Here is a 20,523-nt window from a genome sequence, read left to right as displayed (position 1 = left end):
TCGTCCGTCTCGGGTACCCCATTACTCCGATCGACCCACACGGGTAGTCCAAAAGGGGGGTGCGTCGGACGTGCTGCCCGGTGGGGCGCGTCGAGCGGGCGCGGCGACATGTTGTTGTTGACAACAATGTTGCTGTCGACTACTTTCGCTGGGGTGAGCCCCTTCGCCACTTCAGACGTTCCCCCGCAAGCGGGACGCACCTTCGTCGTCACCGGAGCCAACAGCGGCATCGGGCGCTCGGCGGCCCGCGTGCTCGCCGCCCGAGGCGCTCGTGTCGTGCTCGCCGTCCGCAACCCCGACAAGGGGCGCGAGGCCGCCGCCGGGATGCCCGGCCACGTCGAGGTCCGCACGCTCGACCTCGCCGACCTCGCCTCGGTCCGCGCCTTCGCGGCCGGGTTCACCGACCCCGTCGACGTGCTGATCAACAACGCGGGGGTGATGATCCCGCCCCTGTCCCGCACGGCCGACGGCTTCGAGCTGCAGTTCGGGACCAACCACCTGGGGCACTTCGCGCTCACGAACCTGCTCCTGCCGCGCGTCCGGGACCGGGTCGTCACCGTCTCCTCCACCGGCCACCGGGTGGGCTCGATCGACTTCGACGACCTCAACTGGGAGCGCAAGCCGTACCGGGCGATGCCCGCCTACGCCCAGTCCAAGCTCGCCAACCTGCTGTTCACCTCCGAACTCCAGCGGCGGCTCACCGGGGTGGGCTCGCCGGTGATCGCCACCGCCGCGCACCCCGGCATGGCCGCCACCAACCTGCTGCGCTCCAGCGGTCGCCGCGGCCTGCTGCACCGCGCGCAGGAGGCGGTCGCCTGCCTGTTCGCGCAGAGCGACGACGACGGCGCGCTGCCCACGCTGTACGCGGCCGTGGCGGACCTGCCGGGCGACAGCTACGCAGGCCCAGGCGGGTTCATGCAAGGCCGCGGCGCGCCCGAGCTGGTCGACCGCGCGAGCAACGCCAGGGACGCGGAGGTGGCACGTCGCCTGTGGCGGGTCTCCGAGGAGTTGACGGGCGTCGCGTTCCCGACCGCGCTGAGCCGCTCGGCCTGAGTTCGGTCGAACCGCCCGCGCGGTCGTGCGCCCGTCAGTGCCGTGTCGCGGTGCACCTGTCGGGCGAAGCGGAGAACCGATCGCGGTGACGACTCATCGACAACCGGTCGTGGTGAACCTCAACGCGGGCGGGGCGGTTCACCCTGGCGGCCTCGGCGGTGCTGACGGGCCTGGCCGCGCTGGCCGTCCTGGGCGGGGTGTTCCTACCGGGGTGATCACCTTCACCGACAGCGGGTCGACCTTGACTTGGGGAACCGTGAGGGTCGCCCTCCGACGGGGTCGCGCGACTGGCGCCTCCGGCCGGGTGGGCTGGGCCTAAGGTGGCGGCGTGGAATCCCGCGAGGCCGTGGAGCGCCAGGTGAGGTTCGGCACGGCGCGGCTGGCGCCCGCCCCGTACCGCCCGACCGCCTGGCTGCTCACGGTCGACGGCGTCCTGCAGTCCTGCGTGGACCTGACCGATCCGACGTACCTGCACATGCCCTACGCCACGTGGGCGGCCAAGGTGCTGGACCTGCACTGGCCCGAGGGGGAGCCGGTGTCGGCCCTCCAGGTCGGCGGAGGCGGCTTCACGATCGCCAGGTACCTGGCCGCGACCCGCCCCGGCTCGCCCCAGACGGTCTACGAGCTGGACGGCCCGCTGGTCGACCTGGTGCGCTCCCACCTGGACCTGGACGCGATCGCGAACCTCCGGGTGCGCGTCGAGGACGGCGAGCCGGGAGTCCGGCGGACCCCCGACGCCACCGCCGACGTCGTGGTCATGGACGTCTTCCAGGCGGGCACCGTGGCCATCCACCTGGCCGCCGTGGAGTTCCTGCGCGAGATCGCCAGGGTCCTCCGCCCAGGCGGCCTCTACCTGGGCAACATGTGGTCCTCGGCGGAGATGACCCTGCCGCTGCGCGCCGCGGCGTCGCTGGCCGAGGTGTTCCCGCACGTGGTGCTCCTCGCCGAACCGGGCCTGCTGCTGGGCAAGCGGGCGGGCAACGCGGTGCTGGCCGCCTCCGACCGCGAGCTGCCGCACCGGGCGCTGGCCGAGTGGGCGCAGGCCGGGGGCAACCGGGTGTTCTGCCTCTCGGCCGCCCAGCTCACCGCCCTGCGCGGCACCGCGCCCCCGCTCACCGCCGACCACCCGGCGGACGCGGTCACCCCGGTTCCTCGCTGATCGCACCGGCCTCGGCCGCGGTGGGCGTGTAGCTGTCGATCATGGCGGGTATCCACGCGCGAGCACTCGACGAGGAGGACGCGTTGGACTCGAAGAACCCGGCCAAGGTGGTCAAGGACGCGCTGGACAAGGCGGTGGAGAAGATCGCCGAGATGACCACGCCGCCGATCCCCGGCGCGCCGGGGTCGCAGCCGCCCTCGCCGGAGCCGCCGTCGCAGCCTCGGGAACCGCTGCCGCCCAAGCCCGACCAGAGCGCGCCCGCCACCGGTACGGCGACCGGCGCTCCCACGGGCGCGCCGCCGACGGCGAGGGCGCAGCAGGGGGAGTACCTGACCACGTCGACCGGACTGCGCCTGCACGACACCGACCACTCGCTCAAGGCGGGCGAACGCGGACCGACCCTGCTGCAGGACCACCACCTGCGCGAGAAGATCATGCACTTCGACCACGAGCGCATCCCCGAGCGCGTGGTCCACGCCCGAGGTGCGGCCGCGCACGGCGTGTTCATCGGTTACGGCACCGCGTCCAAGGTCTGCAAGGCGGAGTTCCTCGAAGAGGGCGTGGAGACGCCGGTGTTCGTGCGGTTCTCCACCGTCGTGGGCTCGCGCGGCTCGGCCGACGCGGTGCGCGACACCCGCGGCTTCGCCACGAAGTTCTACACCAAGCAGGGCAACTTCGACCTGGTGGGCAACAACATCCCGGTGTTCTTCATCCAGGACGGCATCAAGTTCCCCGACATCGTCCACGCCGCCAAGCCGCACCCGGACCGGGAGATCCCGCAGGCGCAGAGCGCGCACGACACGTTCTGGGACTTCGTCTCGCTGCACACCGAGGCCACCCACCACGTGATGTGGCAGATGTCCGACCGCGCCATCCCGCGTTCCTACCGGATGATGGAGGGCTTCGGCGTCCACACCTTCCGGCTGGTCAACGCCGAGGGCGAGACCTCGCTGGCCAAGTTCCACTGGAAGCCCAAGCTGGGCGTGCACTCGCTGGTGTGGGAGGAGGCGCAGCTGGTCAACGGCGTCGACCCGGACTACCACCGGCGCGACCTGTACGACGCCATCGAGGCCGGCGCGTTCCCGCAGTGGGAGCTGGGCATCCAGGTGTTCCCGGACAGCCCGGACCAGACCTTCGAGGGCATCGACCTGCTCGACTCGACCAAGATCGTGCCCGAGGAGCTGGCCCCGGTCCAGCCCATCGGCACCCTGGTGCTCAACCGCAACCCCTCCAACTTCTTCGCCGAGGTCGAGCAGGTCGCCTTCCACGTCGGGCACCTGGTGCCCGGCATCGACATCACCGACGACCCGCTGCTGCACGCGCGGCTGTTCTCCTACCTGGACACGCAGCTGTCCCGCCTGGGCGGCCCCAACTTCAACCAGATCCCGATCAACCGCCCGCACGTGCCGGTCAACGACATGCTGCGCGACGGCTTCCACCAGCACGCCGTGCACACCGGTGTCGCGCCGTACAAGCCGAACTCGCTCGACGGCGGCTGCCCGTTCATGGCGGGCAACGCCACCGGCGCCTACATCGAGGTGCCGCAGCCGGTGGCCGCGGCGACGAAGGTGCGGCGCTCGCCTGCGTCCTTCGACGACCACTTCAGCCAGGCGCGGCTGTTCTGGAAGAGCATGAGCCCGGTGGAGAAGGAGCACCTGGTCCGGGCGTTCACCTTCGAACTGGGCAAGTGCTACGAGCAGGCCATCAAGGAGCGCCAGCTGCGCGTGCTGGCCAACGTGGACGCGGAGCTGTGCGCGCAGGTGGCGGCGGGCTTGGGCCTGCCCGTGCCGGAGGCGGACAAGCCCGCGCCCGAGGTCGAGCCCAGCTCGGCGCTGTCCCAGCTCGGCGGGGTGTGGCCGACGGACGGCCGGATCATCGGCGTGGTGGTCGACCCCGAGCACCTCGACGGCGTCCGCGAGGTCACCGCGGCCATCCACGCGGCCGGGATGGTGCCGCTGGTGGTCGCGCCGCACGGCGGCCCGGTCGGCGATGGCCTGCAGGCGCAGCGCACGCTGCTGACCGCGCGGTCGGTGGAGTTCGACGCGCTGCTGCTGGCGGGCAGCCCGCCGCCCGGCGCGGACGCGATCCCGGCCAGGGACGCCAAGACCGGCGACCCGGCCACCGCGACCGCCCCGGTGGACCCGCGCGTGGTGCTGATGGTCCAGGAGTGCTTCCGCCACGCCAAGGCGATCGGCGCGTGGGGCACGGGCGCGAACGCGCTCGCCCTGGCGGGTTGCGCCGCGTCCGACCCCGGCGTGGTCGTGGGCGAGGACGCGGACGAGGTGTTCGCCGCGATCTCGGGGCTGCTGGGCGCGCACCGGGTGTGGGAGAGGTTCCCCGCCACGATCGCCTGATCCGCTCCGGCGGGTGGGCGCCACACCGCGCCCACCCGCCTCCGGCCCTCCGCGAGTCGCGCGCTCACGCACCCCGAACCGAGCGTTCGGACACCGCGAGTCGCGCGTTCAGGTCAACCGGACGCGGCCTGCCCGCTCACGACCGGGGCGGCGTGAGCCACAGCAGGTGCAGCTTCACGTCTTCACCGCCCGCCATGCGCGCGAACATGGCCAGAGCGCTGTCCGGGCTCTGGGTGCTGGTGCGGAAATCCCCTTCGGTGGACACGACCTCCGCGCGGTCGCGGAAAGCCATGCCCCACGCGGCGATCCAGCCGTCGTGCCGAGTGCCGTACTCGTGCGCGATGGCGAACAGCCGGGGAGCGTCGTCCTCGGCCAACCCCTTGAGGAAGTCGGCGAACCCGGCCTCGTCCCACAGCGGTTCCAGTTCGGCCAGCTTGTCCATGCGATGTGCCTTTCAGTGGTGAGAAGCCCTGCCGGTGCTCGCAAAGCGCGCGGTTGTCATCGGGTACCGATGAACCCCTGGGTTTGGGACGGCTGGGCACTGCGGGACGAGCGCTCACATGGAACTTTACGAATGGAATGTTCCATGTGGAAGTCGCTCGATGGAAGTAACTCGACGGAGGAGGCGAGTCGCGACCCTGCACACTGAGCGGCGGCCAAGAGACGATGGAGGTGCTCGATGGTTCGCCCGCGGCCCACGATCCGACGCCGCCGAGTCGCTCGCGAGGTGCGACGCCTTCGGGAGGAAGCGGGGCGGACCCGCGATGACATCGCCCGGTTGCTGGAGTGCGGGCTGCCCAAGATCAGCAAGCTGGAGACCTATCGCGCCAACTTCAACCCGTCGGAGTTGATCCGCGTCCTCGACTACCTCGGTACCCCCGACCCCTTGCGCACCCAGCTCATCGAGTGGAATCGAGAGGCCCGTCATCGCGGTCTGCTCCAAGAGCACCCGGAAGCCGCGCCTGAGACCCGCCGGCCCTACATGGCCTTCGAGCAGGACGCCTCCCGGCTTCAGGTGTACGAGTCCGAACTCGTGCACGGCTTGGCCCAGACAGAGGACTACGCCCGTGCCGTGGTGGAGGCGATGGCTCCCCAGATGTCCGACGTCGAAGTACGACGTCGAGTCGAACTCAGGATGGCAAGACAAGCCCTCGTGACCTGTGACGATCCGGTCGACTACTGGTTGATCCTCAACGAGGCGGTCGTCCGCCGCGCGGTGGGCGGTGCGAAGACCATGATCGGCCAGGTGGAGCGACTGCTGGAACTGGCTCGACGGAAGAACGTGACGCTCCAGGTGCTGCCGTTTTCCGCCGGTGCGCACGCTGCCATGTCCTCGCCGTTCACCATCCTGTCGTTCGACAACGACGACGAGCCTCCGATGGTGTACGTGGAGGACGTGTCCCACTCGTACCTGCTGGAGAAAGCAGGACAGCTGGACACCTATAACGTGGCGTTCAACCGTCTGCGCGCCTCGGCGTTGAGCCCCGATCTGTCCTTCGAGCTGTTGCGCACGGCGGCCAACGAGTGGACAAGAGCAGGAGGCATCGCATGATCGACAGCGCTTGTTTCGCCAGCGCTCGCTGGAAGAACGCGAGCAACCACGACGGCAGCTGCGTCGACCTGGCCCTGATTCCCGCCGCGCTGGCCGTGCGGGACTCGAAGAACCCGCAGGGGCCGCTGCTGGCTTTCCCGGCTGAGCGCGGGGCAGCCTTCCTGGCGGCGGTGAAGAGCGGCCGGTTCGACCGCTGAACCCGGCGATGTGCCGTCCCTGTCAACTCGGGCTGAGGCCGCGTCGTCGCCTCTCTCTGCCCCTAAGACGCTTGTGGCGCGTCGTCCGGCACCACTAGAACTGGTCGGACGTCGGTCGATCAAAGGGGATTGCCATGCGCTCGCTGAGCACCCTGTTACCCGCGTTATTGGTGGCGGCTCTGGTCACGCCGATCGCGGCTACGGCTCAGGCTCAACCGGTGCCGGACTCGCCGTCGCCGGGGTGGGTGGTCAGCGGCGCGCGGTTGACGTGGACGGCGCCCGCTCCGGTTCCGCCGGGTGGTGCGGCGGTGGAGTTCTGGAACGGTGACCGGCTGCTGGGTCTGCCGCGCCCGTCCGCGGACCTGCGGACCTACACCCTGGAGTCGGCGGAGGTCGGCGACGCCGCCGACTTGCAGGTGCGGGTGTCGGGCAGGCGCCTGGACGTCGAGGAGCCCGCTTCCCCGTCGGCCGGGGTGATCGCGCCGCTGCCCGCGCCGCTGCCCGCCGGGGAGGTCGATCCCGGCACACCCGGCCCGTTCGCCACCAGCACGGGGGAGTACGAGCTGGACCCGATCAGCGTGCCCGGTTACGCGGTGCCGCTGGAGATGCGGGCCGTGGTGGTCGCGCCGACCGGTGCGCCGGGGCGGCGTCCGCTGGCGCTGCTGCTGCACGGCAGGCACGCCACCTGCTACGACGGGACCACGATCCTGCTGGAGTGGCCCTGCCCGGCACCGTCCAAGCCGATACCCAGCCACCGCGGCTACCTCCAGGCGCAGCGGCTGCTGGCCTCGCAGGGCTACGTGACCGTCTCCATCTCGGCCAACGGCGTCAACGCGCAGGACGCGCTGGACCAGGACTCGGGTGCGGGCGCGCGGTCGGCGCTGGTGCGCGCGCACCTGGCCAGGTGGGCGGACTGGGCGGGCCAGGGACGGCCCTCGGCACCCGAGGTCGTCCGGACCGCGCCGGTGGTCGATCCGGGCAGGGTGTTGCTGGTCGGGCACTCCCGTGGCGGCGAGGGGGTCAACCGGGCAGTGGTCGACAGCCTCGTCCCGCCGCCACCCGGCAGCGGCCACGACGAGCCCGCGCGCTGGACGATCAAGGGCCAGGTGCTGATCGGTCCGACGGTCTTCGGGCACAACCCCGCACCGGACGTGCCGTCGGTGACGGTCCTGCCCGGCTGCGACGGGGACGTGGCCGACCTGCAGGGCCAGATGTACGTGGACGCCACCCGTGGGGTGAGCCGGGGGGCCGCGCTGCACAGCGCGCTGTACTTCGTCGGCGCGAACCACAACTACTTCAACGCCGAGTGGACCCCCGGTCAGGCGGAGGCCCCGGCCTCCGACGACTTCCGCTCCCCGCCGGAGGACCCGGTGTGCTCGCCGGGCACCGCCACCCGCCTCACGGCCGAGCAGCAGCAGAGCGCGGGCGCGACCTACATCGCCGCGGCGGCGCGCCTGTTCGTCGCGGGTGACCGACGGGTGCTGCCGCTGCTGGACGGCTCGGGCGCGCGTGCCCCGTCGGCCGACCCGGCGCGCGTGCTCGCCCACGCCGTCGGCGCCGACCGCACCCCGTTCGTCGTGCCCGACGAGACGACCACCGCCGGTGCTGGCGCACGGGTGTGCGCGCAGGTCTCGGCCGACCCGGCCGCGGCGTGCGTCGATCCGGCCGCCAGCCGCCCGTCGCCGCACTTCGTCCGGTTCAACCGCATCGCGTCCGAGTCCGGTCGACTCGCCGTGGCGCTGCGCTGGAGCGCCGACGGGCAGGCCGCGACCGCGCGCCCCGGCGCGCCGGTGTCCCTGGCCGGGTCGCGGGAGCTGGCGCTGCGGCTGGCCGTGCCGCCGAACACCACGGCCACCCGCTTCGACGTGGCCGTCACCGACGCGACCGGACGCCGCGCACGACTGGGCGAGGTGACGCTGGACGGGCTGCCCGCCACCGACCGGGTGTCCGGCCGCTGGGCCCAGGAAGTCCGGGTGCCGCTGCCCGCGCACGGGATCGACCTGCGCCGCGTCGCCGAGCTGGAGCTGGTCCCGCACGGCGGCGGCGGGGAGGCGTGGCTGATCGACGCCCACGGCTGGGCCCCCGGCCTGCCGGACCCGCGACCGGTGGCGCTGCCGCGCGTCGACGTGGGCGCGCTGACCGTCGAGGAGGGCGACTCCGGCACGCGGACCGTCCGGTTCCCGGTCTCGGTCACCGGGGACGGCGCGGGCTCGGTGCGGGTGTTCGTCCAGGACCAGGGCGCGACCACCTACACCGAGCAGCTGGTGGCGGTCGAGCCGGGACAGCGCGAGCTGGAGGTCCCCGTTCAGGTCACCGGCAACACCCGGTGGAGCTTCGACGCGCGGCGCACGGTCGTGGTCAAGGCCGTGCGGGGCGCGGTCGTCGGCCGCTACGCGGGCAGGTTGACCGTGCCCAACGACGACCCGCGGCCGGTCCTCACCGCCACCCCGGTCACCGACGAGGTCTCCGAGGGCGGCACCCTGCTGTGGCGGTTGACGCTGTCCGCCGCGGCCGACTCGAACGTCTCGATCGGCGGCCTTCCGGTGGCCCCCGGCGGGGCCGAGCTGTCCACCACCGACGTCGACGAGACGTGGTTCCGCGAGCGCGTCTTCCAGGAGGAGCCGCTGCCCTCGCGGCCGCTGTCGACCACCGGGTTGCAGGACAGCACCGTCTTCCTGCCCGGTGACGTCAGCGAAGACCTCTTCGTGCCGACGGTGATCGACGGGGAGGCCGAACCGGTCGAGCGGGTCCGCTTCGACCTGCCGAACTCCGCGCCGGACGCCCCGGGCATCTCACTCGTCGGCGCGGTCGCCGACGGCGCGCCGGACGGGCGGTGACCGCAGGCCCTGCGCAACGCGCATTGCGTAGGGCCTACGGAGTGGGTTCCTATGATGGTGTCATGGTGGAGAGCAGCGGCAGTGGCGATCCGGCGCGCACGATCGCCATGCTGTGGGGCACCCGGCAGCTCCCGCGACGCGGACCCAAGCACACCCTGACCACCGCGCGGGTGGTCGCCGCCGCCGTCGAGCTGGCCGACGCCGACCAGGACCTGGCCGCGCTGTCCATGCGCCGGGTCGCGGAAGCGCTGGGCGTGGGCACGATGTCGCTCTACACCTACGTCGCGTCCCGCGAGGAGCTGGTCGAGGCCATGCTCGACAAGGTCTACGGGGAAGCCGTCGAGCAGCTGGGCGCACCGGAGGACAGCGGTTGGGAAGAGGGTCTGCGCCGGGTCGCGCGGGTGAACTGGGACCTGTGCATGCGCCACCCGTGGGTGCTCCAGGTGTTCACCGGCCGTCCTCCGCTGGGACCGCACGCGACGGCGAAGTACGAGCGGGAGCTCAGCGTGGTCGAGGGCATCGGGCTCACCGACGTCGAGATGGACGCCGTGATCACCCTCGTGCACACCCACGTCGAGGGGGTGGCCCGCCGCCGGGTCGAGGCCGACCGGGTCGTCCGCCGCACGGGCATCACCGACGAGCAGTGGTGGCGCGAGGTCGAGCCGTTCGTCGCGGAGGTCATGGACCCAGCCCGGTTCCCGATCTCGGCGCGCGTGGGCCAAGCGGCCGGGCAGGCGCACCAGGCGGCGCACAACCCGGAGCACGCCTACACCTTCGGGCTGGACAGGCTGCTCAAGGGCGTGGGGGCGCTGATCGAGGAGCGCTCCGCCTGATCGACCGCGGTGCCGCCGAACTTCAGTCCAGTGGTGCCAGCTCGGGGGAGGCCAGGCAGCGCGCGGCCTGCGCCGCCCCGGCCGCCAGCGCGCCCGGCACGTCGGCACCGCCCAGGTGCGCCACGAGGTAACCGGAGAAGAAGGCGTCCCCGGCCCCGTTGGTGTCCACGATCCGCTCGACCGGTGCGGCGGCCACCCGGTGCACCGCGCCGTCCACCGCCGCCACCGCGCCTTCGGCCCCGAGCGTGGCCACCGCGGCCCTGCGGGAGGTGATGAACCGCATCAGGTCCGCATGGGTGGCCATGCCGTCATCGTTGAGGAACACGTGGTCGGCGGCGTCGACGAAGTCCTGGTGGAACGCGGAGGCACCGTCGTAGTCGTGCAGGTCGCACCACACCGGCACGTCGGCGGTGCGGGCCGCGGCCAGGAACGGGCGCGCGTGGTCGGCGAGGTCGACCACGGCCGCGTCGGCACCCGCGAGGGCTTCCAGCGCGCGGTCGTCGTGCCGGGGGGAGCGCAACCGCGGCAGCTCCAGGTAGATCGAGAGCCTGCCGCCGCGCGGGTCCATCAGGTTGAGGTGCCGCTCGGTGGCACCGTCGATGACCTCGGCGATCACCTCGACGCCCGCGGCCCGCAACTTGTCCAGCACCAATCGGCCCGCTTCGTCGTCGCCGACCACGGTGCGCAGCGCCACCCGCGCGCCCAGTGCCGCCAGGTTGAGCGCCTTGCCCGCGGAAGTGCCGCCGAGGGCGAACCAGTGATCGGAGGCGAACACGGCGTGCGGTCGGGGCTCGGGCAGCTTCTCCACAGCCACCAACTGGTTCCAGGACACCGGACCTGCGATGAACACCTTGGGCTCGCGCATGGCGCTCATTGTGGCCGTGTCGCGCTCAGGTCGTCGCGCCCGGCGGGTCGACCGACAGCTTGCGGGCCCCGAACCCGGTCCAGGCCAGCGCGGCGGCGGTCACCGCGAGCACCCCGGCCGCGCCGAGGCCGCCCGCGACCAGCCCGACCACGCCAGGCAGCACGACCTGCCCCGCGCGGTTGCCGGTCAGCCGCAGCGACATCGCCCGGCCGCGCATCCCCGGCGGCGCCGACTCGGCCAGCCAGGACATCGTCAGCGGCTGGCCCACGCCCAGGCCGAGCCCGGCGACGACCACGGCCACCGCCAGCGCCCACAGCGGCACCGGCAGCGCCGCCACACCCAGTCCCGCCGCGCCCAGCGCGGTGCTGACGATCAGCAGCCGCTTGCGCCCCACCAGCGGCGTCAGCCTGCCCAAAAACAGCCGCGAGGTCATCGACGCGGCGGCCCGCAGTCCCAGCAGCACCCCGACCGCACTCGCGGCCAGGTGCCGCTCCGCGCCCAGCGCCGGCAGGTAGACCAGCGAGATGTCCACCGAGGCCAGCACCACGCAGCTGGTCAGCAGCGCGCGTGGCAGGCCGGGCAGGCGCAGCAGCGCGGCCCACCCGCCGGATTCCGCTGTTCGTCCACCACGAGCCGGGGTGCGGCGGACGAACAGCGAGCCCAGCAGCAGCACGCCCGACAACACCGCGCCGCCCACGAAGATGGCGCGGGTGTCGGGGATGGCGCGGCTGCCGCCCAGCACCGGGATCAGCAGCGGGCCGACCAGTTGGCCCAGCGAGGCGGAGAAGGTGTAGTAGCCGAACGCCGCGTCGAACCGGCCGGGCGCGGAGCTGTTGGCCACCAGCGCCTGCTGCCCGACCATCGCGAACAGGTGGCCGGTGCCCAGCAGCGCGCTGGCCGCGAACAGCCCGGCCACACCGCCGTTGGACGGCAGGAATCCCAGGCACGCCACCGTCATCAGGGCGGCGCCCGCGACCAGGGTCCACCGTTCGCCGAACCGGTCCGCCCAGTGGCCGGCGGGCAGCGCCACCACCAGGGGCACGAACGCGAAGGCCGCCGACAGCGCGCCCAGCCACGTGGCGGGCACGTCCAGCTCCAGCGCGCGGTAGGAGACGGTGGGGCGCAGCAGGAAGATCACCACCTGGGTCAGCGCCGAGTGCGCGAACACCGCTACCACCGGTCCACACCCCCGTCGCGGGCGAGGCGCTGCCCACGCGCCGCGCGATGGACGTGGACGAACAGCGACGCAGATCCGGTCATGTAGTCATCCTCTCTATAGGTTATAACCTAATCCGCTCCACCCTCGACCGGGCACCATGGCGCAGTGGAGTTGGACACGTTCCTCCCGCTTGCCGAGGAGTTGCTCGCCATCCGGTCGACCGCCGACCGACCCGATGACCTGCACCGCGCTCTGGACTTCGTGCTGGACGTGGTCGGCACGGGGTTCGCGGTGGAGCGCTTCGAGTCCGACGGCAAACCCAGCGCGCTGGTCCACCTCGGCGGGTCGCGGCCGGAGTTCCGGGTGATCCTCAACGCCCACCTCGACGTGGTGCCCGGTGCGCCCGAGCAGTTCCGCCCGCGCCGGGAGGGCGACCGCCTGCACGCCCGAGGCGCGCAGGACATGAAGCTGTCCGCGCTGGTGCAGGCACTGGTCTTCCGGGACGTGGCGGCAGGGTTGCCCTTCCCGGTCGCGCTCCAGCTGGTCACCGACGAGGAGGTCGGCGGTCGCGACGGCACGCGCCACCAGTTGGAGCGGGGTGTGCGCGGGCGGTTCGTGGTCATCGGCGAGCACAGCGGGCTGCGCCTGGTGACCGAGTCCAAGGGGCTGCTCAACGCCCGCCTGCGCGCGACCGGGCGCAGCGCCCACAGCGCCTACCAGTGGTTGGGGGACAACGCGCTGCTCAAGGTGATGCGGGCGGTGGACGGGCTGCTCGCGGCCTACCCGGTGGCGACCGGCGAGGCGTGGCGCACCACGGTCAACGTCGCCGGGGTCGAGACCACCAACACCGCGTTGAACCAGGTCCCGGCCGACGCGACGGCCTGGCTGGACATCCGGTTCCCGCCCGAGGACGCCGACTTCGACGGCCGCTCGGCGCAGGAGGTCGCCGCCCACCTCGCGGCGCTGTGCCCGCCGGGCGTGGTGGTCGAGGTCGACCAGGTGGAACCGCCGCACCGGGCCGATCCGGGCAGCACCGACGTGGCGGCGCTGCGGCGGGCCGCGCGGTCCCAGGGTTACTCGGGCGACTTCCTGCGCAAGCACGGGGCCGCGGACTCCCGCTTCTACTACCAGCGCGGCGTGGACGCGGTCATCTTCGGCATCGGCGGAGACGGCCAGCACGGTCCGGACGAGTGGGCCGACCTGACCACCGTCGTGCCGTACTACCGCGCGCTGGCCGCTTACCTCCGCGCCGTCGCGTGAGCGTCCACCGCCCCAGGTCGACCTTGAAGTGAAGGCGAAATTCAGGGTATCGGGGCTGTTAGCGCTAACAGTGGGATGCGGCGGATCTTGCCAGCGGATTTCCCCTGGATTCCGGGCGAAGTACTCCATTCGACACCGTTCGACGTCTCCGTCGAATACGTTCGACAGGGAAGTCGAAATCGGTCGAGGAAGGTGAAGTGTTGACACGGTGCTGGAGGCACCGTTACGAATGAGGGCGTCCGTCCACGTCGAGCGGTCACTCGGCTCGTCTCGGAGTGTTAGCGATAACAGCGGGAGGAACAGCCGATGAGCGTGCGCCTCTTCCGGCGGGCGGCCGTGCCGATCGTGGTGGCGGTGCTGGCCGCGGCGGCCGTCGTCGCGGTTCCGACCGCGCAGGCCGCGCCCGCCGTGCGGTACACCAACCCGCTCGCGAACAATCGCGCCGATCCGCACATCTTCAAGCACACCGACGGCTACTACTACTTCACCGCGACCGCCCCGGAGTACGACCGGATCGTGCTGCGCCGCGCGACCACTCTGCAAGGTCTGGCGAGCGCGGCGGAGACGGTCATCTGGCGCAAGCACGCCAGCGGCGAGATGGGCGCGCACATCTGGGCGCCCGAGATCCACTTCATCAACAGCAAGTGGTACGTCTACTTCGCCGCGGGCCGTGCGGACGACGTGTGGCGCATCAGGATGTACGTGCTGGAGAGCTCCAGCGCCAACCCGCTGACCGGTTCCTGGACCGAACGCGGCCGCATCACCACGCCCTGGGACACCTTCTCCCTGGACGCTTCCACGTTCGTCGCCAACGGTGTCCGCTACCTCGTGTGGGCGCAGCAGGAACCGGGCATCAGCACCAACTCCAACGTCTACATCGCCCGCATGGGCGCGACGCCGTGGACGATCACCGGGGCGGTGACGCGGCTGGTGGTGCCGACGCTGGCGTGGGAGACGCGCGGCTACAAGGTCGCCGAGGGGCCTGCGGTGATCCAGCGCAACGGGCGACTGTTCCTGACCTACTCGGCCAGCGCCACCGACGCCAACTACTGCCTGGGCCTGCTCACCGCCCCGGCGTCGGCCGACCCCCTGGACCCGGCGGCGTGGACCAAGTCGCCGAACCCCGTGTTCGCCAGCAACACCGCCACCGGCCAGTACGGTCCGGGGCACAACTCGTTCACCGTGTCCGAGGACGGCCAGAGCGACATCCTCGTCTACCACGACCGCAACTACCGCGACATCTCCGGCGACCCGCTCGACGACCCCAACCGCCGCACCCGCGTGCAGAAGCTGTACTGGAACGCCGACGGCACGCCGAACTTCGGCATCCCCGTGCCCGACGGCGTCACACCGGTCCGGCTCAAGGCCCACGGCACCGAGTCCTTCGTGCGCCACTACGACTTCCAGGCACGGGTGGAGGCCGACGTCCGGCTGCTGGCCGACTCGCAGTTCCGGATCGTGCCCGGCCTGAGCGCGGCGGCGGCGGTGTCGCTGGAGTCCACCAACTACCCCGGCTACTACCTGCGGCACCGGGACCACCAGCTGTGGGTGGAGCGCGACGACGGCACCGCGACCTTCCGCGCCGACGCCACCTTCACCCGCCACGCCGGACTGGCAGACAGCGCCGGGATCTCGTTGGAGTCGCAGAACCTCCCCGGCTACTACGTGCGCAACGACAACCCCCGCCTGGTGCTGCGGACCGCCTCCGACGCGCCCGGACGAGCCGCCGCCACGTTCACCCTGGAATGACCCGCCGCCTTCGACAACGCAGCGAGGAGGTACCGCGGTGACCACACCCCGGTCTGCCGGAGTCCTGCCGGCGGTGGCGGCGCTGGTCGCCACCGCGACCGGGCCGGGAGCCCCGGCGGAGGCGCGCGCGGCGGCCTACCCCGGCCCCGGCTACGTCACCGGGGACATCTGGGTGCACGACCCGACCGTGGTCAAGCGCCCCAACGGCGGGTACCTCGTCGCGCACACCGGCGACGGCATCGCGCTGAAGACCTCGGCCGACCGCACGGCCTTCCGCGACGCCGGATCGGCCTTTCCCGGTGGCGCGCCGTGGACGACCGCCTACACCGGCGGCAGCCGCAACCTGTGGGCGCCGGACCTGGCCTACCACGACGGCCGGTACTGGCTGTACTACTCGGCCTCCACCTTCGGTTCCAACCGCTCGGCGATCTTCCTGGCCACCAGTCCGAGCGGCGACTCCGGCACCTGGACCGACCACGGACTGGTGATCGAGTCCCGGACCTCGGACGACTTCAACGCCATCGACCCGAACCTGGTGGTCGACGACCAGGGGCGCTGGTGGCTGAGCTTCGGCTCGTTCTGGTCGGGCGTCAAGCTGGTGGCGCTCGACCCGTCCACCGGCAAGCGGTCCGACAGCGCCATCCGCTCCATCGCCGGGCGCGGCGGCGGTGCTGTCGAGGCCCCGGTGATCGTCAAGCGCGGCTCGTACTACTACCTCTACGTCTCGTTCGACCTGTGCTGCCGAGGGGCCGCCAGCACCTACCGCGTCATGGTCGGCCGCTCCACCGCCGTCACCGGCCCTTACCTCGACCGCGACGGCACCGCCCTGACCTCCGGCGGTGGGACGGAAGTCCTCGCAGGCCACGGCGACGTCCACGGCCCCGGACACCAAGCGGTGTTCACCGACACCGACAGCGACGTCCTGGCCTACCACTACTACGCCGACAACGGCGCGTCGCTGCTGGGCGTCAACCTGCTCGCGTACGACTCGGCGGGCTGGCCCTACGTCCACTGAGGACAGTCAGGGTACGGGGACCTCTACGGCGATCTCGGTGCCCAGTCGGGCGCCGGACAGCAGTTCCAGGGCGTCCCCGCTCCAGAACCGGCCGGGGTCGTACCAGTTCACCCGGCGTCCGGCGGGCAGCAGTCCCATCGCCTCGTAGGTGACCGCCACGACCTCGGCGCAGTAGGCCGTCTCCAGCGCCGCCTCGGACCGGCCGCGCCGCGGCAGCGGCAGCCGTCCGCGCAACCACCGCGTGGCCAGCTGGGCGGTGGAGGGGAACGGCGTGCCGTCCAACCGGGCGATGGTGCGCAGCACCGCGTCCTCGGTCTCGCGGGTGGGTTCGTGCTCCAGCTGGCGCAGCCACGCGCGCTGGCCGTACTTGCGCGCCCACACCAGGACCGCTTCGCGCAGGTCGTGCAGCTGCACTCCGCGCTGGTGGGTGCCCGACCACAGGTCCGGCAGCGAGCGGCCCAGCTCGGCGTGCCACATCAGCGGCGGCAGGTCGTCCAGCACCACGGACATGCCGACGTGGTTGACCGGGCTGTTGGTGGTCATCCGGATGGCCCGGTCGGCCGCCGAGCTGCCGCGGAACAGCCACACGTCGCCGGTGCGCGTCAGCTCGACGGCCTCGTCGAGGCTGATCCTCGTCTCGCCCATGCGGGCAGCCTAGTGTCACCACCTCGGGGGAGTGGTCTCGCAAGGGCGTGTCAGAATGGCGATATTCCTGGGGCAGGTGGGGCGTCCGATGCGAATCGCCAACGTCGAGGGCAGGCTGGTGGTGTCGACGGCCGCGGGCTACGTGGACGTCGCCTCGGCCAGCGGTGGCCGTTTCAGCCACGACCCGCAAGCCGCGTTCGAGGTGTGGGACGAGCTGGTCGACTGGTCGCACGCCCTGCCCGAGCACGAGGTGCCGGGAGCTCACCGGGTCACCGAGGACGCGGTCCTCGGACCGCCCGTCCCGCGACCTCGGCAGGTGTTCGCGATCGGCCTCAACTACCGCGACCACGCGGAGGAGGTCGGGCTGGCCGTCCCGGAGACCCCGGCGGTGTTCACCAAGTTCCCCACCTCCCTCACCGGTCCCGCCGCGTCCGTCCGCCTGCCCGCGGGTTCGGTCGACTGGGGGGTCGCGCTGGTGGTCGCGATCGGCAGGCGCTGCGAGCGCGTCGGCGAGGCCGAGGCGTGGCACCACGTCGCCGGGGTGACCGTCGGCCAGGACCTGTCCGAGCGGGGGCTGCAGCTGGCCGGGTCCGCTCCCCAGTTCTCCCTGGGCAAGTCGTACCCCGGATTCGCGCCGACCGGTCCCGCGCTGGTCACCCCGGACGAACTGGCCGACCCCGACGACCTCGAACTCGGCTGCGGCCTGGCGGGCGGGGAGGTCCTCCAGCGCGGGCGGACCGGGGACATGGTCTTCGGCGTCCCGGAACTGATCGCGCGGCTGTCCGCGGTGTGCCCGCTGCTGCCCGGTGACCTGATCTTCACCGGCACGCCCGCCGGTGTCGGCGTGGCCCGCACGCCACCGGTGTTCCTCACCGCGGGCGACACCCTGGTCAGCTGGATCACCGGCGTCGGGCAGCTGCGCAACCCGATGGTCGACGGCTCCGCGGCCCGGCGCGGCTCGGCCGGGCAGCCTTGATCGGGTCCGCCGCGCGGAACATACTGGCCCCGTGCGGTGGTGGAAGTGGCTCGGACTGGCGGGCGTGGTCGGCGTGGCGGCGACCGGCGCGGTGATCGCCCGCGCGGAGCGGCAGCGCCGCGCCTACACGCCCGACGAGATCCGGGAACGCCTGCGCGCCCGCGCCGCCGACATCGGCGCGTCCACCGACCAGTCCCCTGCTCACCCCGCGCGTGCAAGTACCACCCGACCCGCCCCACGAGGCCGCTGACTACTACCCGGCCACCCGACCGCGCGGAAATGGGGTGCGGCGCGGGGGAGTGGAGACCATGCTGCGCGGGTGGCGGTGACGCAGCAGCTCGTGCGCATTCCGGTGAAGCGGTTGGCCAAGTGCCGTGCGTCGGTGGCGCAGCTGCACCGGGTGTGCTCGTTGCGGTCGGTTTCGCGGGCCGACCACCTCGACCTCGACTGGTGGCCCGCAGTGCTGGAACGGGTGTGGGAGCGCACCGACATCGCCCCTGCGGCGCTGCCCGTGCTGCGGCGGGCGTTCCACGGTGACGAGGAGGTCAACCCGGCCTACCGGAACCACCCCGACACGGTGTGGGAGCACCCGGTCACCGCGTTGGAGCCGGAGGTGGTCGCCGAGGTCGCCGACGCGCTGCGCGCGTTGTCCCCAAAGGCCGTTCGCGCGGCCGTGCCGGAAGACTCCGGCGGTGTCCAGGCTGTGCTGCGCGGTGTGGCGAGCGAGGTGGTCGGACTGCGGGACGAGGTCGTCCGTCAGTACATCGCCCTGCGCGACTTCTACGGCGAAGCGGCCGACCGCGAACGGGCGGCAGTGCTGTGGTGGGACTGAGCTGACGGCACCAGCGGACCCGCGTCCGCGTAGAACCGCTTGAGCGCCTATGCCCGCGCGATCCGCTGCGCCGGCGCCGTGGTGCAGCCGTCGGCCCGCCGGACGACCACCGTCGTCCGGCGGGCGGTGGTGACCACCGCGCCGGCTACCGCGCCGGGCTGTGCTGGTAGGTGTCGGCGTAGTACTGGCCGAGCTTGCTGCGGTACTCCTCGCTGTCGAAGGTGTCCGGGTCGTACTCCGGGGAGTCGACCACCTGCTGCCGGGTGCGGTCCACGTGCACCTCGCGCCGCTGGTGGTCGACCCGGTGCACGGTGCCGACCGGCAGCACCACGCGGCGGTCGTCGGTGTCGACCAGCAGGCAGTCGGCGGGCACGCGCGCGTTGATCTCGGACACGGCGCCGATGGGACCGTCCTGGGCGTGCACCCGGTAGCCGATCAGACCGATGTCGGGGCGCTCGTGGCCGGGGTCGTCGGGCAGGTCGTGCTCGGGCTGGGTGATCAGTTGCACCGCGTCGCGCCACAGCCACGGGGCGAACGGGAACGCTTGCATCCTTGCCTCCGGTTCTCGGTGGACGCCGTCACCCCATCGGGTTACCCACGTGATGTGCCATCGATGCCATCAGCTCGCTTGCCGGTGCCGCTTGGCCACCGCGGCGGTCAGCAGTTCACCGGGTCGGGGCAGCCTGCCGAACAGCCGGGTGAACGTGCTGTGCCGCAGCACCGGACCGGGGTGGCTGCCGTGCACCTGGCCCGGCTCGTCCAGCGGCGCGTCCAGGTTGTCCACGCCGTTGTCCGGGCGGTCGTTGCGCAGCACGTTCGCGCCCAGGCGGCGGATGGACATCACCGCGTCGGTCAGCGCGGGGGCCAGCCGCTGGCCGAGGAAGAACGCCACCGCCGCGCCACCGACCGGGATCTCCCGGCTCGGGTGCTCGGCGGCGTGCACGATGCTCTCGGCCACCACCTCGGGCGCGTAGACCGGCGGTGGCGGCTTGGGCAGCGCGCCGAGCTTGCTGCGCGAGTGCTCGAAGAACGGCGTGTCGATGGACGCGGGCAGGATGGTCGACACCGCGATCGGGGCGCCCTCCTGCGCCAGTTCCATGCGCAGGCAGTCGTAGAAGCCGCGCAGCGCGAACTTGCTGGCGGTGTAGGGCGCGTGCAGCGGCACCGAGCGGATGCCCTCGACCGAGGCGACCCCGATGATCACGCCGCCCCCGGCGCGGCGCAGCGCGGGCAGCGCCGCCCGCACGCCGTGCACGTGACCGAGGAAGTTCACCCGCATGACCCGGTCGAACTCCTCGTCGGTGATGTCCTCGACCTTGCCCCACACGCCCACCGCGGCGTTGTTGACCCAGGTGTCGATGCGCCCGAACCGCTCCTCCGCGGCGGCGGCCAGCGCCCGCACCGCGACCGGGTCGGCCACGTCGGTCGGCACGGCCAGCGCGCGCTCCGGCCCGATCTCCCGCACCAGCGTGTCCAGCGCCTGCACGCCCCGCGCCGCGCACACCACGCGAGCGCCCTGTTCGGCGAAGGCCAGCGCGGTGGCCCGGCCGATGCCGGTGGACGCACCCGCTATGACGACGACCTGCTCGGACACCGGTTTCGGCATCGCACACCCCTTGGGTTCGAGTTCCGCGGAACCGGTGGGTACCCGTGGCGCGCGGGTGTAGGCGCGCGGTTCACGGGTAGCCCCGGCCGGTGACCGAGAACGACGCGCCGCCACCGGACGACCCGACCGCCGAACCGGACCCCGAGGAGTTCGCCGAGGAGGCGGGCGTGGACCCGACTCCGCAGCAGGTGGACGAGTACCTGGAACTGGCCGAGGAGCAGCCGCCCTGGTCCAACCCCAGCGACACCTGACCCGGTAGCCCGCGCGCTGTCGCGCGGGCCGTCTCGCCGGGCGTGACCGGAGCCGCACAGCGCGCCCTCGGGGCGCTCGCCGCCTGTCTGCTGCTCGCCGCGGCCGCACCCGTTGTCCCCGCCACCGCGCTCCCGCTGCGGTGGCGGTCCTTCCCGGACGTCCCCGAGGCCGACTGCGCC

Annotated in this window: 20 protein-coding genes; 14 read left to right on the top strand and 6 right to left on the bottom strand. The window is 72.4% G+C overall.

Going from position 1 to position 20,523, the window contains the following annotated elements:
• Nucleotides 1-153 precede the first annotated feature (153 nt).
• From JOF41_RS13280 to JOF41_RS13270, 3 genes are all read left to right on the top strand, one after another.
• Complete coding sequence (locus JOF41_RS13280; protein ID WP_307867403.1) at nt 154-1,053, top strand: oxidoreductase; 900 nt, start codon at nt 154-156, stop codon at nt 1,051-1,053.
• 328 nt (nt 1,054-1,381) lie between these two features.
• Complete coding sequence (locus tag JOF41_RS13275; RefSeq protein WP_209619100.1) at nt 1,382-2,212, top strand: spermidine synthase; 831 nt, start codon at nt 1,382-1,384, stop codon at nt 2,210-2,212.
• A 41-nt stretch (nt 2,213-2,253) separates the two neighbouring features.
• Nucleotides 2,254-4,566: a catalase gene (locus JOF41_RS13270; protein WP_276515690.1), complete on the top strand. Its 2,313-nt coding sequence runs from the start codon at nt 2,254-2,256 to the stop codon at nt 4,564-4,566.
• Nucleotides 4,567-4,702: 136 nt separating this feature from the next.
• Here the strand turns inward: JOF41_RS13270 and JOF41_RS13265 are convergent, their stop codons facing one another.
• Complete coding sequence (locus JOF41_RS13265) at nt 4,703-5,008, bottom strand: hypothetical protein (protein ID WP_209619098.1); 306 nt, start codon at nt 5,006-5,008, stop codon at nt 4,703-4,705.
• A 237-nt stretch (nt 5,009-5,245) separates the two neighbouring features.
• Between JOF41_RS13265 and JOF41_RS13260 the strand changes: the two genes are divergently transcribed.
• The 4 genes from JOF41_RS13260 (at nt 5,246) to JOF41_RS13245 (ending at nt 9,985) form a co-directional block, all read left to right on the top strand.
• The gene (locus JOF41_RS13260) at nt 5,246-6,118 is read left to right on the top strand and encodes a helix-turn-helix domain-containing protein (protein ID WP_189223478.1); all 873 of its coding nucleotides are present in this window, start codon (nt 5,246-5,248) and stop codon (nt 6,116-6,118) included.
• A complete protein-coding gene (locus JOF41_RS13255; RefSeq protein WP_189223479.1) occupies nt 6,115-6,315 on the top strand; it encodes a DUF397 domain-containing protein in 201 nt (66 codons plus the stop codon). The genes JOF41_RS13260 and JOF41_RS13255 overlap by 4 nt, the downstream gene beginning before the upstream one ends.
• Nucleotides 6,316-6,533: 218 nt before the next feature.
• The gene (locus JOF41_RS13250) at nt 6,534-9,152 is read left to right on the top strand and encodes a hypothetical protein (protein ID WP_209619095.1); all 2,619 of its coding nucleotides are present in this window, start codon (nt 6,534-6,536) and stop codon (nt 9,150-9,152) included.
• Nucleotides 9,153-9,214: 62 nt separating this feature from the next.
• A complete protein-coding gene (locus JOF41_RS13245; protein WP_189223481.1) occupies nt 9,215-9,985 on the top strand; it encodes a TetR/AcrR family transcriptional regulator in 771 nt (256 codons plus the stop codon).
• A gap of 22 nt (nt 9,986-10,007) precedes the next feature.
• Here JOF41_RS13245 and JOF41_RS13240 read toward each other — a convergent pair whose 3' ends face one another.
• The gene (locus JOF41_RS13240; protein ID WP_209619092.1) at nt 10,008-10,850 is read right to left on the bottom strand and encodes a carbohydrate kinase family protein; all 843 of its coding nucleotides are present in this window, start codon (nt 10,848-10,850) and stop codon (nt 10,008-10,010) included.
• A 25-nt stretch (nt 10,851-10,875) separates the two neighbouring features.
• Entirely contained in the window at nt 10,876-12,027 is a 1,152-nt protein-coding gene (locus JOF41_RS13235; protein WP_209619089.1) for an MFS transporter, read from the bottom strand.
• A 147-nt stretch (nt 12,028-12,174) separates the two neighbouring features.
• Here JOF41_RS13235 and JOF41_RS13230 point away from each other — a divergent pair, with 147 nt between their 5' ends.
• The 3 genes from JOF41_RS13230 to JOF41_RS13220 all read left to right on the top strand — a co-directional run bounded on the left by JOF41_RS13230 (nt 12,175) and on the right by JOF41_RS13220 (nt 16,033).
• Complete coding sequence (locus tag JOF41_RS13230) at nt 12,175-13,269, top strand: M20 family metallopeptidase (protein WP_209619086.1); 1,095 nt, start codon at nt 12,175-12,177, stop codon at nt 13,267-13,269.
• Nucleotides 13,270-13,575: 306 nt separating this feature from the next.
• A complete protein-coding gene (locus tag JOF41_RS13225; protein ID WP_209619085.1) occupies nt 13,576-15,018 on the top strand; it encodes a family 43 glycosylhydrolase in 1,443 nt (480 codons plus the stop codon).
• Between the two features lie 37 nt (nt 15,019-15,055).
• Entirely contained in the window at nt 15,056-16,033 is a 978-nt protein-coding gene (locus tag JOF41_RS13220; RefSeq protein WP_307867402.1) for an arabinan endo-1,5-alpha-L-arabinosidase, read from the top strand.
• Between the two features lie 6 nt (nt 16,034-16,039).
• Here the strand turns inward: JOF41_RS13220 and JOF41_RS13215 are convergent, their stop codons facing one another.
• Entirely contained in the window at nt 16,040-16,678 is a 639-nt protein-coding gene (locus JOF41_RS13215; protein WP_209619082.1) for a hypothetical protein, read from the bottom strand.
• An 88-nt stretch (nt 16,679-16,766) separates the two neighbouring features.
• Between JOF41_RS13215 and JOF41_RS13210 the strand changes: the two genes are divergently transcribed.
• The 3 genes from JOF41_RS13210 (at nt 16,767) to JOF41_RS13200 (ending at nt 18,486) form a co-directional block, all read left to right on the top strand.
• Complete coding sequence (locus tag JOF41_RS13210) at nt 16,767-17,654, top strand: fumarylacetoacetate hydrolase family protein (RefSeq protein ID WP_209619079.1); 888 nt, start codon at nt 16,767-16,769, stop codon at nt 17,652-17,654.
• 31 nt (nt 17,655-17,685) lie between these two features.
• Entirely contained in the window at nt 17,686-17,904 is a 219-nt protein-coding gene (locus JOF41_RS13205) for a hypothetical protein (RefSeq protein WP_209624663.1), read from the top strand.
• A 69-nt stretch (nt 17,905-17,973) separates the two neighbouring features.
• A complete protein-coding gene (locus tag JOF41_RS13200; protein ID WP_189223489.1) occupies nt 17,974-18,486 on the top strand; it encodes a DUF1877 family protein in 513 nt (170 codons plus the stop codon).
• A gap of 145 nt (nt 18,487-18,631) precedes the next feature.
• Here JOF41_RS13200 and JOF41_RS13195 read toward each other — a convergent pair whose 3' ends face one another.
• Both JOF41_RS13195 and JOF41_RS13190 read right to left on the bottom strand, forming a co-directional pair.
• Complete coding sequence (locus JOF41_RS13195) at nt 18,632-19,036, bottom strand: PRC-barrel domain containing protein (protein ID WP_189223490.1); 405 nt, start codon at nt 19,034-19,036, stop codon at nt 18,632-18,634.
• Between the two features lie 69 nt (nt 19,037-19,105).
• The gene (locus JOF41_RS13190) at nt 19,106-20,092 is read right to left on the bottom strand and encodes an SDR family oxidoreductase (RefSeq protein ID WP_189223491.1); all 987 of its coding nucleotides are present in this window, start codon (nt 20,090-20,092) and stop codon (nt 19,106-19,108) included.
• Between the two features lie 89 nt (nt 20,093-20,181).
• Here JOF41_RS13190 and JOF41_RS13185 point away from each other — a divergent pair, with 89 nt between their 5' ends.
• Nucleotides 20,182-20,343, top strand: coding sequence for a hypothetical protein (locus tag JOF41_RS13185; protein WP_189223492.1), 162 nt, complete (start codon nt 20,182-20,184; stop codon nt 20,341-20,343).
• Nucleotides 20,344-20,523: the final 180 nt, after the last annotated feature.

The sequence above is a fragment of the Saccharothrix coeruleofusca genome (assembly GCF_017876325.1).
GTDB lineage: Bacteria > Actinomycetota > Actinomycetes > Mycobacteriales > Pseudonocardiaceae > Actinosynnema > Actinosynnema coeruleofuscum.
This window is presented reverse-complemented; position numbering and strand designations above follow the sequence as displayed.

Coding starts and splice junctions, on each gene's coding strand:
- JOF41_RS13225 (WP_209619085.1), top strand. CDS start 13,576: ATGAGCGTGCGCCTCTTCCGGCGGGCGGCCGTGCCGATCGTGGTGGCG.
- JOF41_RS13210 (WP_209619079.1), top strand. CDS start 16,767: ATGCGAATCGCCAACGTCGAGGGCAGGCTGGTGGTGTCGACGGCCGCG.
- JOF41_RS13265 (WP_209619098.1), bottom strand. CDS start 5,008: ATGGACAAGCTGGCCGAACTGGAACCGCTGTGGGACGAGGCCGGGTTC.
- JOF41_RS13190 (WP_189223491.1), bottom strand. CDS start 20,092: ATGCCGAAACCGGTGTCCGAGCAGGTCGTCGTCATAGCGGGTGCGTCC.
- JOF41_RS13240 (WP_209619092.1), bottom strand. CDS start 10,850: ATGCGCGAGCCCAAGGTGTTCATCGCAGGTCCGGTGTCCTGGAACCAG.
- JOF41_RS13260 (WP_189223478.1), top strand. CDS start 5,246: ATGGTTCGCCCGCGGCCCACGATCCGACGCCGCCGAGTCGCTCGCGAG.
- JOF41_RS13215 (WP_209619082.1), bottom strand. CDS start 16,678: ATGGGCGAGACGAGGATCAGCCTCGACGAGGCCGTCGAGCTGACGCGC.
- JOF41_RS13255 (WP_189223479.1), top strand. CDS start 6,115: ATGATCGACAGCGCTTGTTTCGCCAGCGCTCGCTGGAAGAACGCGAGC.
- JOF41_RS13245 (WP_189223481.1), top strand. CDS start 9,215: ATGGTGGAGAGCAGCGGCAGTGGCGATCCGGCGCGCACGATCGCCATG.
- JOF41_RS13195 (WP_189223490.1), bottom strand. CDS start 19,036: ATGCAAGCGTTCCCGTTCGCCCCGTGGCTGTGGCGCGACGCGGTGCAA.
- JOF41_RS13270 (WP_276515690.1), top strand. CDS start 2,254: ATGGCGGGTATCCACGCGCGAGCACTCGACGAGGAGGACGCGTTGGAC.